A 15,532-nucleotide genomic window follows, 5' to 3' on the forward strand; every position below is an offset into this window, starting at 1 on the left:
ACGGAAAGGAAAAGTTACCTGCTGCCGCGGATCGCTCTTCTTGTCCGGTTGAGCAGCTCTACCGATTTCCCGTAATCTTTGCTGGCTACTGCCAAATAAAGAATATCGATTACGTTGAGCTGCGTAATCCGCGACGCAATCGCGCCGCTGCGAATATCGCTGTCCGTTGATGAAATGCGCAGCGGAACATCGGCAACCGCCGACAGGCTCGTATTCCCGAATTTCGAGATGCATATGGTCGGAACTCCGCTGCTGCGGGCATGTTTCATCGCGGTGATCACTTCCCGGGTTTCTCCGGAATACGAGATACCAACCGCAACGTCATTTTTCGTTATCGTGACGGAAGTCGTAATTTGCAGGCTGGAATCGGCGAAAGCGACCGCTGTTTTGTTAATCCGCAAAAATTTCTGCTGGGCGTCCTGGGCGATCAGGTTGGAAGCGCCCACCCCGAAAAAGAAAATGCGCTCGGCCCTGGAGAGCAGCTCGACTGCCCGGGCAACCAAGTGAGGCTCCAAAATTTTAACGGTATCGCGAATCGACTGGATGTTGTTGCTGGAAACATTTTGAATGATCGTCTCAAGCGAGTCGCTCGGGCGGATATCCTGATATCCCTGCTCCTCGACCTTTTGCAAATCGCCGATCACCCGGATTTTTAAATCCTGATAGCTTTTCATTTCGAGCGACTTGCACAGCCGGATAATCGCGGATTGACTTGCCCCGCTTAAATCGGCGAGTTGAGCGATGGACTGGTCGAAGATCCGCTCCGGATACTTCAAAATATACCGGGCAACCTTCTGTTCAGACGGATTTAATTGATCAAAAACTTCCTTAAGCTTCACGAGTCCGCCGTTCATACCCCGTTCACCTCGCTTGCCGCATTCGTTTTATTGCCAATCCGGTCTTTCGCGGCGAAAATGGTCGTCACAACTAATGGTACTTATTATATCATTTTTTTGAAATAAAATATCTAATTATATATTTTTATTTGATAATAAATTTCATTTTGAAATTTATTATCGCAATTCTTCGATCGCTTACAGAACGCAAATAGAACCGTCAAAGCTGACGGTTCTACGGTACTGCAGGTTTGAAGCAAATAATCTACTCGAGCCACTTTTTGTACAGCGCGTCGAACTTGCCCTGCAGCTTCATTTCATCGATCCACATTTCAAGATAGCTGGCATAGATAAAATCGCCGCGTGGAATCATGTATCCTTTTTCGCTTTTCGTAAACGGTTTTTCCGTCAAAGCGGCGAACAAGCGGGAATCGGCCTTGGCATAGGTCATTGCCTCCACCGTATCGGTAATCATCACGTCATACGTGCCGTCTGCCACCAGGTGCGGGATGTCCAGATTGTTTTGGACAACGGTCACGTTGGCATTTTTCAAATATTGGCGTACGAACACTTCATTGGTTCCGCCCGGATTGACGCCGATCCGTACAGTCGGCTTGTTGATATCTTCAAGGCTCGTATATTTATCTTTGTCTTCGGCGCGGATCAGAGGCGCTTTGCCGAATTGAATATAGCCTTCTGCAACGTACGCTTTTTTCTGCCGGTCCGTATTGCGGGTAACGCCGCCTACGGCGATATCGAATTTGTTGGCAAGCAGGTCGTTCATCATCGTCGGCCAGCTCGTTTGCACAAAACGGACTTCCACGCCCAGACTTTGCGCAAATTGTTTCATGGCATCGACATCGTAGCCTTCGTATTCATTCGTTGCCGGATTCAAATATGTAAACGGCTTGTAGTCCCCTGTCATTCCGACCCGGATATATCCTCTGTCGATAATTTGATCGAGCTGGGAATCATATTTTTTCAGCGCCGGACCATCCGGCTTAACCTTCGCTTCCGCATAAACGCTAGGTACTGTAAGCGTTTCTTTTACAACAAATCCGGTTCCGAGCAGCGAGACGCCAACCACGCCTGCTATCAATACTTTTTTCCAATTTTTCATCTCGTTTTCTCTCCTCCTGATTGTTCTTTTTTCTTGCGCAGTTTAAAGCCGATTTCCGTCTAACCGCAGCTTATCGCTTACAGGCATCCCCCCTTAAAATGACTGCGCCGCCCCGCTAAAGTTTGAACTTGGAAAGCTCTTTGCGGAGTTCAGCGACCACCGTTTCCAACTGGCGGACCGACCCGGAAATGTCTTGTATCGAGACGATTTGGTCTTCGGCGGCTTCGGCGACCTGCTGGGCATCGGCTGAAGTAAGATTTGCGATCGAGTTCATTTCCTCGACAGAAGAGGTGATCTGCTGCGACCCGGCAGACATTTCCTCAGATGCCGCGGACACTTCGAGAATATGATCGGCTACGTCGCGGGAAGCTTTCAGGATGTTGGCGAATTTTTCCCGAACGTCCTCGATCAGCGTAATGCCCAGCTGCACTTCACTGTGGCTGCTGCTCATCAACTGGACGGCATGAAGCGTATCTTCGCGTATTTCGCTCAACAGCTTGGCAATCTGCACGGTCGACTCATCCGATTGGCCGGCGAGCTTCTTCACCTCTTCCGCTACGACGGCAAAGCCGCGTCCATGTTCGCCCGCTCTCGCCGCTTCAATGGAGGCATTCAGCGACAGCAGCTTGATTTGACCCGTAATTTCGGTCATCAGATTCAAAATCGTAGCGATTTGCTGCGAGCGCCCGTCTAACCGTTCGACGGCCTCTCCCATTTTCGCCGCGCCTTCACCGATACCTACGATTTGCTTCACCGCCTGCTCAACGGCGGCGCTTCCGGTTTCCGCATGGTTTGCAGCTAACTGGGCGGCTTCGGATACAATCGATGATGTTTCGGCAATTCTCTCCACCCCGCTTGCCATATCATTCATCGATATCGAGATTTCCTGGGAGCTGGATGCATGCATCGTTGCACCCTCGGCAATTTGCTTAATAGACGAGCCGATCCGGTTCACACTGTTCATCGCGCTGTCGACGCCCGCCGATAAGGCTCCCGTCACCTTCAGCACTTGACCCGATGACTCCGTTACTCCCTCAACCAAATGTTTCAAATGGGACACGGTTTGATTGAAATCATTTGTAAGCACAGCCATTTCATCTTTTCCCTGCACGCTGATCGTTTTGGTCAAGTCGCCCTCGGCTACATCTTTGACGGCGCGATTAAGATTCTGGATCGGACGGCTGAGCCGCACGGTAAATCCATAAGCAATCCCGATGGCAGCCAACAATGCAATGACGGAAATCAGGATTAAGTTCACCGTCAGTTTGCCGATCGGGGCATGCAGTTCTTTGGTTGGAGCCAGAACAAAGACGCCCCAATTCAATGACGTCGGCGCGTACGCTGCGGTGTATTTGTCGCTGTCTAATTCGAATTCCAGCACCCCTGTCTTCCCCCGCTGAACTTGTTCGTATGCGCTTGTCACTTCGGGTATGTTCATATTCTGAACCGTTCCTTTTAACACGAGCTCGGGATCGGGATGCCAAATATATTTTCCCGACTTGCTGAGCAGAACAGCAACTCCCGAAGCGCCGAACTTTCGGGTCGAGACGCTCTTCTGGACACTATTGATCGGGAGGGTCGTTCCCATATAGCCGTATTGTTTGCCGTCCCTCATCAGCGGAACAATAATGGTGACAATGTTATTGCCTGTCCGTTTGGATACGACCGGTTCGGAAACGACGACCTTGCCTTCGCCTTTGCCCGCTTCCTGGAAATGCGCCCGGTCCGATACGTCCGTCACTTCACCCAAGTAGTTAACGACGTTTTTTCCGGTCAGATCATAAGAAAAGTAAAACGTTTCAAACTCCGGATTTAGCTGTTGGGCCTTTTTTATCAGTGCGATGTCCTGCTGCTTGTTGTTGTCCGCCGAAATCAGCTTTCCAATCGACTCCACAGTGGCGATCCTCGAATCGATAAACTGGTTGATCTCCAGCGCCAGATTCGTTGCGCTAAGCTGCGACTCGACATCCAAGCTGTCCTGCAGCAGCCGGGATGCGCTGGTATAACTTGCAATAAAGACGGAAGCGAGGCTGGCGAGCAAGAGCAGCGACATCATGAAAATCATTTTTTGCTTAAGGCTCTTTAACATGAGTTGAAATCCTCCCTAACCAAGTGACCATCGTTTCAATGGTTCTTTTTTCCTATCATTACTAGTTCAAAGTTCCGACTTTATTTGTTATCGGACACGTTTCCGTAATTCTAAAGGTTTATTTTGGAATTCATAGGAGTGAAAAAGGAGTTCGCTGCGCGGCGGGGTTGATCTTGCGGCACACCAAAAAAGCCTGATCGGCGTATCCTAACGCTGATCAGGCTTCGTTTATATAAATTAAGATCATCTTCTCCCAGATGATTCAGATGGAAGAGAAACGTTATACCGCTTGGCCTGCCGCTTCCCGAATGAGCGCGTTGACGCGCGCTCTTCGCCGAAGCAGCCATGACAGATCGGCAGGCGCCTCGGTAAAGGTCAGCGGAGCAAGCAGCTCTTCCTCCACCAGCGCGAGCGTCCGCTCGCGGCCGATAAGACGCTCCAGCAGCTGCAGCGCCCGCAAGTCTTGGAGCGCTTCGCGGAATACGCTTAGCCGCACGGATTCGACCGGATACCCGTCTTCGCCCGGGTACACGAGGAACGAATCGCCGGACGGGAACGCGCCACCGGCGTCGGTGACCCGGTACGGGTCAATCTGCTTCAGCGAATGCTGCGTATACCAGAAATTGTAGCCCCAATGGAGGAAGCCTTCGATGTTGTACTTGTACAGCTGCCAGCCCATCATGCGGTTGCGGACGGACGGCATGTTGAAAAAACGGTTTGATACCTGCTTGTACTGCAGACAGCAGTAATATGTCCATAAATCCGGCACGCCGTTCTCGATAAACGTTCCGATATGATCGTTCGAAGGAACGGGCTTGCGCACAAGACCCTTTTCGTAGAACGCATAATCGGACAGCGCGTCGATGACCGGGAAGTCGGCGAGAAGATCCCGGACAAGCGCGCTCGCCTTGCCGTACGATTCCAGATGGTCCAGATGAGGCTCGTCGGAAACGTGGAAATAACAGCTGCCTTCAAGTCCATGCTCGCGGATAAACCCGGTCAGCTCCGGCAGCAGCTGGCGCAGAAATGCGGCGTACGCTTCACCGGCCGCATCCGTCTCCCAGCCGAAAATTTGCTTTGCCTCGCCATCGACGGCCGCGATAATTTTCGGCGCATGCTTCGCCCCCCACTGCGTGAACAGATGGGAAAATTCGAAATATTTCACGCCGCTGCTCCGGCACAGCTCCACCCAGCGCAGCAGTCTGGCAAATCCGAACGTATAGGTATCGCCATCCTTCTGTACGTCCACAAGCTGCACGGTCGGCCGCTCGCCGCCGACTGCTGTGTCCAGAGGAGGGGTAAACAACGGCGTCAAAATCATATTGATTCCGTGGCGCACGGCCGTCTGCACATATCTCTCAATCAAGCTCCAGTGCTCCTCGTTGAACACATCGACCTTGTAATGCGTCGCCAGGCAGTCGGTATGAAACCATTCCGTATGAATGAGCCTCTGCTCCGGCAGCGCGGCGCCGATGACCGTAAGGTCGAACGTTTCTTCCGCCAGCTGCTCGCCCGTTTCCGCTTCCATCGTCAGACGGATCGGGTAGCTGCCTTGCGGCATGTCTTCCGTCACGTCGACCGAAATCCACAAGGAGCGCCACTGGGCGGGATAAACGTTCATCGCTTCGGATACGAACGATGCCGAGCCTTCTATGGCAGTGAAGCGGAGCGGAAGCAGCGGATCCGGGTAAAGCCCGGGCGAGCTGCGCAGCACGTTATCGTCATGATCGTGATAGCACGGCAGCTCGGAAGGAACTAGCCCCACCGTCCGAACCGAAATGTTAGGCAAAATATCCGAAACAAGCCGCACCGTTACCTGTTTGAGCAAACGTGCCGAACGGTAAGCGAGTTGAAAGGAAAATACCTCTTTCCGCAGCGCCGTGCCGCTTGTACATGGTTTGTCCTCCAGCTCTCCGTCCGCAAACACTTTCGATAACGAGCTGAGCAGCACGGTTTCGAAACCCGTATTGCTGTTCTGCATTCCGCGTCCCTCCTGAAAACTTGTTTATCAATTTTTGCATAAAACCGGTTGCTAACCGGAAACATGTTGTGATAAAAAATAATGTGATATTCTATTTTAACAGGCGGTTTCCGCAAAAGATTTAGCTAAAGGAGAGTTTTTTTTGCACAATACCGGCAACCTTGCTCCGCAGCGCAACGCGGCTCCTTACCGCGATTGGTCTCCAAGCGTTCACTATGCGCAGTTCCAAACGGTTCCGACAGGCAAGCTTCGCCGAAGACGCATCTATGACTTTGAACTGCTGTATGTTTGCGACGGCGAAGCCGCGACGGTGCTCGCGGGCAAACGTTATGCCGTAGCTGCCGGGCAAATGATCTTTATTCCCGCCGGCATCCCTTATTACAACGAGATTGTATCGGCGCCGAATGCCCGCTTTCTTGGCATTCACTTCGATTTTTTCGATGAGCTTGATTTCCAGACCGATGTCGATATGATTGTGAACGAAGCAACGGCGTCGGCGCACCGGTTCGGGACGGAGGCCGTAGCCGAATCTTTCGAGCCTTTGTCGGAGCGGCCGCTTTACACCCCTTCTCTGGGATGCGTGCAATTAATGGAGCAAGTCGTTCACGAATTCAGCGTGCGGGCCCCCGGCTATAAACTCGTGTGCAAAGCGCTGATGCTGCAAATATTGGGAATGCTGCTGCGCTCGCAGCAATCTTGCATTACCCCGCAGCTGCCCGTCCAGGATGAACGGGTGCTGGGTCTCATCGCCTCCATTGAAGCCGCGCCGGCTCGGCGCTGGAGCAACCAAATGCTGGCGGAGCGGCTGGCGATGAATAAAGACCATATGATCAAAGTGTTCAAAAAGGCGACGGGCGTGCCGCCGGGGGAATATGTGCAAATGCTGCGGCACCGCGAGGCGAGAATATTGCTGCAGGAAACGAACCTTGCCGTTGAAGAAATCGGCATTCGCGTCGGTTACCCGGACATCCATTACTTCAGCCGACTGTTCCGCAAGCGCGAAGGCGTCTCCCCGCGAGCGTACCGGAATCTTTCGCGGATGCTGTAATTCGTCCGCCTCATCCGAAGGGGCTTTCCCATAAGGATCGAATCTCACGGAGCCAGTCAGCGGCTATCCCTGCGGGCCTCATTTCCGTTATTTGCAGAAAAATGTCCGAACTCTCTAAAGAAACGGACTCCAGAATCGCTATTTGGCCGAAAAACAGCCTAACGACGCTCTTTTTCAGTGAATAGCGTCCCCTCAACAGCAGCCGAACCGGTTAAGGGCAGCCCCTTGACCGGTTCGGTTTCGTTTAAAGCTTTCAGGTCGGCCACTTTGACGTGCTGATGCTGCTTCGTGCGTTTTTTCGGCTCAACTGACGGATCATAAAACGTCTCCTGCCGTCTTCAGCCGGATCACCCCTTCGATGCCGGCCAGCTTCAGCAGCGCCTCATCGAACGCTTTCGTTTTCTTCAGTTTTACGTCCATCTTTATAATCAAAGGCTGGGCGGAGCCTTCCGCCGCCTCTTCGTTCTCAATCGTCAGCTTGTAAATCTTAATTCCGGATTTGTTCAGGCTCGTCACAATATGCTGTAAACTGCTTGTTTTGCGGTGCAAAACAAACGTGATTTGCCGGTCTTTTTTGGCATGGGAAAAATTTTTCTCCACTTTGTTCAGGAAGAACAAGCTCACCACCACCAGAAATGTAGAAATGGATGCGCCGTAATAGAAGCCCGCCCCGACCGACAGCCCGATGGCCGCTACAACCCAGAGCGACGCGGCCGTCGTCAAGCCCGATATGGTCAAGCCCGTGCGCACAATCGTACCGGCCCCGAGAAATCCGATCCCGCTAATCACCTGCGCGGCAAGGCGGGCGGGGTCCATCCGCACGTTCGGTTCGGCGGCATACTCCGAGAAACCGTACATCGACAACAGCATAATCGCGGCAGATCCGAGACAGACCAGAATATGCGTCCTAAACCCGGCGTGATGCCCGCCAAGCTCCCGCTCCAGACCGATCAGCCCGCCCAAAACAATCGCTAGGGTCAGCCTGACGGTCAGCTCCAGATGATTAATTTGCCATACCTCGGGATTAAACGTCAGTCCCATGCACCTTCAACCCTTTAGCGTCAATGTTTTGCGCTGCCGCCCTTCGAAGTAAACGACTTCTTCATAACCCGTGCGCTGCGCCAGCTGCGCCGCTTCCCCGAGCATCGTGCCGATATCATCCGGAAAATGCGAGTCGGAGCTTAACGTAATCGGTACGCCGTGCTTGTGGATAATGCTCAGGAAGGCCGGACTTGGGCACATCTCTTTCACGGGGTAACGGTATGCGAGGCCGGTGTTGATCTCGGTGGCGACATCCGCCGCTTTCATGGCCGCCGCGACTTCCTCGTACATCGGCAGCAGCAGCGATTCGTCCGGCCGGAAATTAAATACTTTCAGATTGTCCGGATGGGCGATAATGTCAAACAGGCCGCAGCGGATCGCCCCAAGCAAATGGTCGAACAGTCTGCGGTACAGCGCCTCCAGATTCTGCTCCTCGAACTTGTACTGCAGCTGCGGATTGTCGAATCCCCAACCGTCGACGAAATGGACGGACCCGATCACATAATCAAGCTCGTACTTTGAAAGCAGCGCACCGAGCTCCGCTTCTCCTCCCGGAAAATAATCGGCCTCGACGCCCAGCGAAATCGGATGCCCTTCTTCCCTAGCCCCGCGCACAACGTCCAGGAACGGTTCGATCGAACCGATGCATACCCGATCCAGCCAGTACCGCTGCATCCGGCCGAGCTCCGAATCGTCCAGCGTCATATGCTTCTCATAATAAGAGCGGAACTCTTCAAACCGGTACAAATGGTCGACGATGCCAAACCGCTTGATGCCGAGCTGTTTGCCGCGCTGCAAATAATAACCCAGCCACCGGCTGGAGAAGCACCCTTCATCCAGACGCTGCGCCAGCTTCTCTTTCATTTCATTGATCCACGCCAAAGAATGACCCGGCTCCGAAAAACCGCCGTTCTCCCTCTCCAGAACTTCTAACGCCAGTGCCGTTCGTTTCAGCCAGTCAACCGAATACGGACCTTCCTCCAGATGAAAATGGCAATCGACAATCAAAGTGTGTCCTCCTCTTCGGCGATCAATAGCTCGATGTTTTTATCCGTCAATGTCCGCTTCCATTCTTCGGGACAACGATGGTCGGAAATGAGGACGGATACGTCTTTTAGTGCGCAAATATGGGCAAACGTCGTTTTTCCCATTTTGGAATGGTCGGCCAGGACGATCACGTCGTCTGCGCGCTCCATCATTTTTTTCGATATATTCGATTCCTGCAAATCGTAATCGGTAATGCCGTCGACGGCGGATACGCCGCCGGCCGAAATGAACGTTTTGTTCACCTTCAGCTTCTCCAGCATCCATTCGGCGAGCGGGCCGTTGGCCGATTTCTGGGCCACGTTCACTTCGCCCCCGATAAAAATAATTTTTCCTTGAAACAGTTCCATCGCCAGCAGCATCGAGGGCGCGGAATGGGTGACGATCGTCACATTCTTCTTGCCGCCGAGAAAACGGATAATTTCCATCGGCGTCGTCCCGTTGCCGAGCATGATGCTGTCGCCGTCCTCCACAAGCGAGGCCGCGAGCTTTCCGATTGCCCGTTTCTCCGCTGCGTTCATGGACGTTTTCAGGTCGAACGGCGGCTCCCATGAATCGGACCCGGTTCTTACCGCCCCGCCGTATACTTTCTTTAACTTGCCTTCTTTATCGAGCCGCTCAAGATCGCGTCGAATCGTTTCTCCCGACACATTCAGCTGCTCCGCGAGCGCCGGCACCTGCACCTTCTCTTCCTTGGCAAGCAGCTCCAGTATGGTCTTCTTCCGTTCTTCATAAGAAAGGGACATCTGTCATAACCACCTATACGATCTTTTGTAGTGGCCGGCATTCGGAAACCGGAATATACAGCCGGACCGCCGTCTCATCCCGGAGCCGGTGAATATTGTAATCATGCAGCGCATCGACGTTAACCTGCATGCCGCGAATGTCGACGGTAAAGCGAATGACGTTCCCCAGAATGGAAGCTTGCTTTAATTTCCCTTCCGTGACCATATACCCTTCCGGAGCCCGCGCCGCCTCCTCCGCCGGTTCGATCCCGATCGCTTCGGGACGGACGGCAAACAGCTCCCCTTCCGGGACGCGGTTTAGTCCCGCTTCCGTCATTTCCCGTTTGCCCAGTACGTTATAATTGCCGATAAAACGCGCCACAAATTCGGATGCGGGCGACATGTAGATCTCCTCGGGCGTGCCCGCTTGTTCGATCCTGCCTTGATTCATGACGATGATCCGGTCCGATACGGTCAGCGCTTCTTCCTGATCGTGCGTGACAAAAATGGTCGTCATCTTCAGCCTTTTCTGGATTTGGCGGATTTCATTCCGCAGCGTCCGCCGGATTTGGGCGTCAAGGGCACTGAGCGGCTCGTCAAGCAAGAGCACCTTCGGCCGTTTGACCAAGGAGCGCGCCAGCGCCACCCTTTGCTGCTGCCCGCCGGACAATTGCGCGGGATAGCGGTTTTCCTTGCCTTTCAAATCGATCAGCTCGATCATTTCTTCCACCATCGGAACGTACTCCGACTTTTTCATTTTGTCGATTTTAAGGCCGAACGCGATATTTTCAAATACCGTCATATTCGGAAATAAAGCATACGATTGAAACACCATGCCGACTTCGCGCTTCTTCGGCGGAAGGGCGGTAATGTTCCGGCCGCCGACAACAAAGGTGCCGGAGTCGATGTCGTTCAATCCGGCGACTGCGCGCAGCAGCGTGCTCTTGCCGCATCCCGACGGCCCGAGCAGCGTAATGAATTCCCCTTCTTCAATGGTAAACGAGATGTTGTTCAGAACGGTTTGCTGCTGGTACTTTTTCGTAATGTTCTCAATCCGGACAAAAGTCATTGCTCCTCCTCCTCTTTCGCTTTATACCCTTTCGGTTTCCAATTGCCAAGCAAGAGAATGAGACCGGACAGGACCAAAATGAGCAGAAAATAGGTGATGACGACCGCACTGGCAGATTGTCCCGAAATGTCGATCTGTTGGATCAAATACGTTTGGATCGTTTCAAACTGGCCGCCGACAAGCATATTCGCCATGACAAAATCTCCGGTTACGCTTGAAAACGACAAGAGGCTGGCGATCAGCGTTCCCGGGAGAATGTTCGGCAGGATGATACGCAGAAAAGCACTCGCCTTCCCGGCTCCGAGCATTTCCGCCGCCTCGAGCAGATCTTTGGCGTTGATCGTGCGCAGGCTGTTGCGGACGCTTTGATAAATAAACGGCTGGATGCCGATAAAATAGACGCCGATCAAGATCCAGATCGTTCCGGTAATCGGAAACGGCCCGCTGGAGTACATTTTAATCAGTCCGATGGCCGAGACCACCCCCGGGAACGCGAACGGCAGCAGCACGGACATCTGTAAAACCCGGTCCCATTTCGGGAAATAGACGCCCAGGACGAAAATAACCGGCACCATCACCGCCAAAGAAGCGATGACGGTAATAACCCCGACCAGCACCGTTCTGCCGATCGCGCTCAGGAACCGGGGGTCGCTGAACAGCTGCGCGTACCACTGCAGCGTATAACTGTCCGGCAGAATATTCGTCTGCCACTCGTTGGCGATTGAAAACAGAAGCGTCGCCGCAAGCGGCAAAAACAAGTAGATCACCAGCAAGGTCAATGCGGTTTTATGCCACAGCATCCCGTTTTTCCTGGCACTTCCCGCGGATTGATTCATATCCCTCTCCTCCTGGACAAGCGCCCCATCCAATCGTTAAAGAAAAGCGACAGGAGCATAATAACGGCCAAAATGACGGCAAGCGCGCTGCCGAGCTGGAAATTCGGGAAAATGTCCCCGGATACGAGCGCGGCAATCCGGATCGGGAGCAAATTATAGTTGATTCCGGTCAAAGCGTACGCCGTTGCATAAGCGCCCATGGCGTTGGCAAGCAGAATGCTGAATGTCCCCAATATACCGGGGAGCATGACCGGAATGCCGATGCGCCGCCAAAATTGCCAGATCGACGCTCCGAGCAGCATCGAAGCTTCCCGCCATTCTTCGCGGATCCCGTAATATATCGGGTATACGAGCAGCAGGGCCAGCGGAATTTGGTAATAAACATAGAGCAGCATGAGCCCCTTCTCGGAATACAAGTCGAATGACGCGAGCGATTCGAATCCCAATTTGCGGAACAGCAGCGTGAACATCCCGTTCCCGCCCAGCATGATCATATACGAGAACGCGAGCGGAATGCCGACAAAGTTGGTGAACATATTGGAGATCATCAGCATCGTATCGCGCAATTTCGTCGTGAAGCGGGTAATGGAATAAGCGCAGACCAAGGCGATGATCAACGCCGCTACACTGGAAACGAACGAAATCTTCAAATCGTTTAAGATAGCTTGCACATAGAGCGGTTTCGTCAAGCTTTGGACGTACTGGTCAAGGGTAAACCCTTGACCGTCGTCGGTTTGAAAGCTCATGATAATCATTTGGACAATCGGGACCAGTTCGAATGCACAGATCCAGATGACGAGCGGGAGCAGCACAAGCAGCATTATTTTACTTTTGATTGAACCTGTTCCAGCCATAAATTCGGAAGCTCCTTGGTTGTTTTTTCCCAAGCCTTGTAATCGTTGACCGGTTTTGCATTTGCATATTCGCTGCTCGGAATCAGCTTGCTCTCCACTTCTGCCGGGAGCGTCACGCTCGAGCGGATCGGGCGGGCAAAGCCTTTCGCCAGGTTGATTTGTCCTTCATCGCTGAATATATAGGCGCGGGCAAGCTTCGCTGCATTGGGGCTCGCCGCGTTTTTATTGATGACCGAAGCATATCCGCTAATGACACTGCCTTCCGACGGAATGTGGGCTTCAAATTTGTCGGCGCCGATCTGCTCTTTATTCCCGACCGACAGGAAATCCCACATGATCGCCACCGCCACTTCGCCTTTTTGCAGATTCGGAATGGAGGCGTCCACTTTCGAAATCCGGCCTTGATCGGCGAGCCTTGCAAAATAGTCGAGTCCCGGCTGAATGTTCGTTTCATCCCCGCCGAATGCCATTGCAGCGGCAAGAACAGCCATTTGCGGACCGGCCGCTTTGGTCACGTCGCCAACGAAAACTTTATAAGAGCCGTTGTTGATGTCTTCCCAGCTTGCCGGGCATTTGTCGACGAGCGTCTTATTGCAGAGGAAGGATATCGTTCCGGTATAGGGCACCATCCAGTCGCCGTCGTCGTCTTTGCCCCAAGCGGGAATTTCATCCCAATACGGCGTTTTGTACTTGAGCGTCAAACCTTTCGTTTCGGCGAACGGTCCGAATGCGATTCCGACATCCCCGATGTCGGGCGGATTCTTTTTCTCGTTCTCGAACTTGGCCAGCTCTTCCGCACTGGACATATCCGTATCCGTATGCTCGATATTGTATTTCGATTTCAAATCTTCCCAAGTGCCCTTCCAGTTTGCCCACGAATCCGGCATGCCGACACTGGACAGCTTCCCTTCTTTCTGCGCCAGCGGCACGAGCTCCTCCAGCGTCGGGTTGTCTTCCGCCGCTGACGCTCCGGAAGCGCCGCCGGCGTTGCCGCCTTCCTTGTCATTACCGCCGGTTCCGGAGCCGCACGCGGACAACACGATCACGAGCGATAAAACCATTGCCATCAGGGACAAGCTCTTCTTCATTGTTCCAGCCGTTTTCATTTCTCTCCATCTCTCCTCGGTTTTCTAAATTAGGGTCGAACCGGATCCCGGAAACCCGGAACCGTTAGTTCGGCCATGTCCTCCGATGCCGGGATGTCCAGCAGCCCGCAAATGAGCGGGGCGACCGCCAGCTGCGGCAAATACTCGCCGGTATAGATTCCCGGCAGGAACCGCTCGCCGATCGCGATCAGCCCGACGTCCCTTTCCGCTTCGCCCGTGCCGCCGTGGTTGCCGTCCGCGTTCATCCCGTGATCGGCCGTAACGAGAATATGGTAGCCGGCGCGGATCCATTCGGGCAGGAGCATGGCGAGCAGGCTGTCCATCTTAAGCGCCTCCCCGCGGTATTCTGCGGAATCGGATGTGAATTTGTGCCCGGTGTCATCGATGTTCATCGGATGAATGTAAAGGAAATCGGGGTCGTACGTTCTCCTCAAGTGTTCCGCATCCGCGAGCAGGTGAGAATCCGGATAGCGGTCGTCGAAATAAAACATGCCGTGCTGGATTGGCCTCGTCTCATCGTGCTGAATCCGGTCCGCGAAATAATCGAACGGCGCCCGGTGGTAAAGCTCGCTGACCCAATAATACGCGGCAGCCGCCGTCTTCAGCCCGTTGTTCCTCGCCAGGTGGAATACGCTCTGGAACCGGGACAGCCTGACGACAGCGTTCGCCGTAATGCCGTTGATATAACTCGGCGTACCGGTCAGCAGCACTTCGTAGAGCGGGCGGGACAAGCTTGGCAGCTCGGATTTGACTTTGTACAGGGCAGCTTGGGATTTCTCGATAAGGTGATTCAAATAACCCATGGAAGATAACATAACATCATATCGCAAACCATCCAAAACAATAACAATCGTTTTGCTCAAATACACTTACCTCCCCATTGAAATCTGTTGATTGTTGTGTATTTTTGTTGATTTATCTTGATATTAATCATAAATTGGTTTGTTGTCAACGGATTTCCACGCCTTTACAAAAACATAACTTTACAAAAACATAACATTAATTTGATATATATTGTTCGAGATGACGATGCCGCTGATCACGTACCGAAGCGCGATTACCGCAAAACGTGTAATTTGGTATGGGTCAGACTGATATGCAATTGAATGCAAATGAATTCGCACAAAAAAACCGCGTTTCCGCGGTTTAAATGTTGCCTGTTCAACTTAAAGATCCAATACTTCCGCCAGGTGGGCCTCAAGCTGCGCTAAATATTGATCCACCTTTGGATTTTTGATGACATCGTAACAAGTGAAGCTCTTCAGCGGTTTCATGCCGATAAACTGCTGCACCCGGTGAAGATGAACGATCGCTTCCTCCACGCTTTCTCCAGCAAAAAACTGCTCCGGATCGTTAAACGCGTGTTCAGGAGCGTTCCAGGTCGTCGAGAACATATACGATTTGTCGGTGAACAGCCCTCCTCTTCCATACTCATCCGATCCTTTGAAAAAGATCCCGTAGGCGTACACTTCATCCATATACGTTTTGAACAGCCCCGGTACGCTGAACCAAAAGATCGGGGTCTGATAGATGACGACATCCGCCCATTGAAACTTGTCATGTTCTTCTTCGATGCGGTAACCGTCTTTAATGATCGTCGTTTTGACATTGTTCTTTTCACTTAATACGCTGACCATATGATCCATTAGCGTCCGGTTCAATTTCCCTTCGGCTGCAGCATATTGCTGGTGGCCGTTTATGATTAGAATATTTTTCATCGTTATCCTTCTCCTTTTGCTTCCCATTGGATTGATTCGCGCAAACTCCCTTTCCGCTATGGTGC

The 15,532-nt window shown here is 52.7% G+C and carries 14 protein-coding genes; 1 reads left to right on the forward strand and 13 read right to left on the reverse strand.

The window, feature by feature from the left end:
* Nucleotides 1-14 precede the first annotated feature (14 nt).
* From VN24_RS09350 to VN24_RS09365, 4 genes are all read right to left on the reverse strand, one after another.
* Nucleotides 15-854 (reverse strand): MurR/RpiR family transcriptional regulator, encoded by an 840-nt coding sequence (locus tag VN24_RS09350; protein WP_045670186.1) that lies wholly within the window; start codon nucleotides 852-854, stop codon nucleotides 15-17.
* Between the two features lie 247 nt (nucleotides 855-1,101).
* A complete protein-coding gene (locus VN24_RS09355) occupies nucleotides 1,102-1,956 on the reverse strand; it encodes a transporter substrate-binding domain-containing protein (RefSeq protein WP_045670187.1) in 855 nt (284 codons plus the stop codon).
* A gap of 115 nt (nucleotides 1,957-2,071) precedes the next feature.
* Nucleotides 2,072-4,045, reverse strand: coding sequence for a methyl-accepting chemotaxis protein (locus tag VN24_RS09360; RefSeq protein WP_045670188.1), 1,974 nt, complete (start codon nucleotides 4,043-4,045; stop codon nucleotides 2,072-2,074).
* 280 nt (nucleotides 4,046-4,325) lie between these two features.
* Nucleotides 4,326-6,026, reverse strand: a complete 1,701-nt coding sequence (locus VN24_RS09365; RefSeq protein ID WP_045670189.1) for a DUF4091 domain-containing protein — start codon at nucleotides 6,024-6,026, stop codon at nucleotides 4,326-4,328.
* Between the two features lie 142 nt (nucleotides 6,027-6,168).
* On the opposite strand from VN24_RS09365, the gene VN24_RS09370 reads away from it, so the two are divergent.
* Nucleotides 6,169-7,074, forward strand: coding sequence for a helix-turn-helix domain-containing protein (locus tag VN24_RS09370; RefSeq protein ID WP_045670190.1), 906 nt, complete (start codon nucleotides 6,169-6,171; stop codon nucleotides 7,072-7,074).
* A gap of 315 nt (nucleotides 7,075-7,389) precedes the next feature.
* Here the strand turns inward: VN24_RS09370 and VN24_RS09375 are convergent, their stop codons facing one another.
* The 9 genes from VN24_RS09375 to VN24_RS09415 form a co-directional block, all read right to left on the reverse strand.
* Nucleotides 7,390-8,115 (reverse strand): MgtC/SapB family protein, encoded by a 726-nt coding sequence (locus VN24_RS09375; protein ID WP_045670191.1) that lies wholly within the window; start codon nucleotides 8,113-8,115, stop codon nucleotides 7,390-7,392.
* Between the two features lie 6 nt (nucleotides 8,116-8,121).
* Nucleotides 8,122-9,123, reverse strand: coding sequence for a PHP domain-containing protein (locus tag VN24_RS09380; protein WP_045670192.1), 1,002 nt, complete (start codon nucleotides 9,121-9,123; stop codon nucleotides 8,122-8,124).
* Complete coding sequence (locus tag VN24_RS09385) at nucleotides 9,120-9,905, reverse strand: DeoR/GlpR family DNA-binding transcription regulator (protein ID WP_045670193.1); 786 nt, start codon at nucleotides 9,903-9,905, stop codon at nucleotides 9,120-9,122. Before VN24_RS09385 ends, VN24_RS09380 begins: the two co-directional genes overlap by 4 nt.
* 13 nt (nucleotides 9,906-9,918) lie before the next feature.
* Nucleotides 9,919-10,953: an ABC transporter ATP-binding protein gene (locus tag VN24_RS09390; protein ID WP_045670194.1), complete on the reverse strand. Its 1,035-nt coding sequence runs from the start codon at nucleotides 10,951-10,953 to the stop codon at nucleotides 9,919-9,921.
* The gene (locus VN24_RS09395; RefSeq protein WP_052702875.1) at nucleotides 10,950-11,789 is read right to left on the reverse strand and encodes an ABC transporter permease; all 840 of its coding nucleotides are present in this window, start codon (nucleotides 11,787-11,789) and stop codon (nucleotides 10,950-10,952) included. The genes VN24_RS09390 and VN24_RS09395 overlap by 4 nt, the downstream gene beginning before the upstream one ends.
* On the reverse strand, nucleotides 11,786-12,643 hold the full coding sequence (locus VN24_RS09400; protein ID WP_238590869.1) for an ABC transporter permease: 858 nt from the start codon (nucleotides 12,641-12,643) through the stop codon (nucleotides 11,786-11,788). Before VN24_RS09400 ends, VN24_RS09395 begins: the two co-directional genes overlap by 4 nt.
* Complete coding sequence (locus VN24_RS09405) at nucleotides 12,610-13,749, reverse strand: ABC transporter substrate-binding protein (RefSeq protein ID WP_045670195.1); 1,140 nt, start codon at nucleotides 13,747-13,749, stop codon at nucleotides 12,610-12,612. Before VN24_RS09405 ends, VN24_RS09400 begins: the two co-directional genes overlap by 34 nt.
* 29 nt (nucleotides 13,750-13,778) lie before the next feature.
* Nucleotides 13,779-14,618 carry an alkaline phosphatase family protein gene (locus VN24_RS09410; RefSeq protein WP_193790105.1) on the reverse strand — a complete coding sequence of 280 codons (840 nt, stop codon included), beginning with the start codon at nucleotides 14,616-14,618 and terminating at the stop codon, nucleotides 13,779-13,781.
* A gap of 297 nt (nucleotides 14,619-14,915) precedes the next feature.
* On the reverse strand, nucleotides 14,916-15,467 hold the full coding sequence (locus tag VN24_RS09415) for an NAD(P)H-dependent oxidoreductase (protein WP_045670197.1): 552 nt from the start codon (nucleotides 15,465-15,467) through the stop codon (nucleotides 14,916-14,918).
* Nucleotides 15,468-15,532 lie beyond the last annotated feature (65 nt).

It is taken from the genome of Paenibacillus beijingensis (genome assembly GCF_000961095.1).
Lineage (GTDB): Bacteria > Bacillota > Bacilli > Paenibacillales > Paenibacillaceae > Paenibacillus_O > Paenibacillus_O beijingensis.

Coding starts and splice junctions, on each gene's coding strand:
- VN24_RS09375 (WP_045670191.1), bottom strand. CDS start 8,115: ATGGGACTGACGTTTAATCCCGAGGTATGGCAAATTAATCATCTGGAG.
- VN24_RS09360 (WP_045670188.1), bottom strand. CDS start 4,045: ATGTTAAAGAGCCTTAAGCAAAAAATGATTTTCATGATGTCGCTGCTC.
- VN24_RS09405 (WP_045670195.1), bottom strand. CDS start 13,749: ATGAAAACGGCTGGAACAATGAAGAAGAGCTTGTCCCTGATGGCAATG.
- VN24_RS09385 (WP_045670193.1), bottom strand. CDS start 9,905: ATGTCCCTTTCTTATGAAGAACGGAAGAAGACCATACTGGAGCTGCTT.
- VN24_RS09355 (WP_045670187.1), bottom strand. CDS start 1,956: ATGAAAAATTGGAAAAAAGTATTGATAGCAGGCGTGGTTGGCGTCTCG.
- VN24_RS09400 (WP_238590869.1), bottom strand. CDS start 12,643: ATGGCTGGAACAGGTTCAATCAAAAGTAAAATAATGCTGCTTGTGCTG.
- VN24_RS09350 (WP_045670186.1), bottom strand. CDS start 854: ATGAACGGCGGACTCGTGAAGCTTAAGGAAGTTTTTGATCAATTAAAT.
- VN24_RS09395 (WP_052702875.1), bottom strand. CDS start 11,789: ATGAATCAATCCGCGGGAAGTGCCAGGAAAAACGGGATGCTGTGGCAT.
- VN24_RS09390 (WP_045670194.1), bottom strand. CDS start 10,953: ATGACTTTTGTCCGGATTGAGAACATTACGAAAAAGTACCAGCAGCAA.
- VN24_RS09415 (WP_045670197.1), bottom strand. CDS start 15,467: ATGAAAAATATTCTAATCATAAACGGCCACCAGCAATATGCTGCAGCC.
- VN24_RS09365 (WP_045670189.1), bottom strand. CDS start 6,026: ATGCAGAACAGCAATACGGGTTTCGAAACCGTGCTGCTCAGCTCGTTA.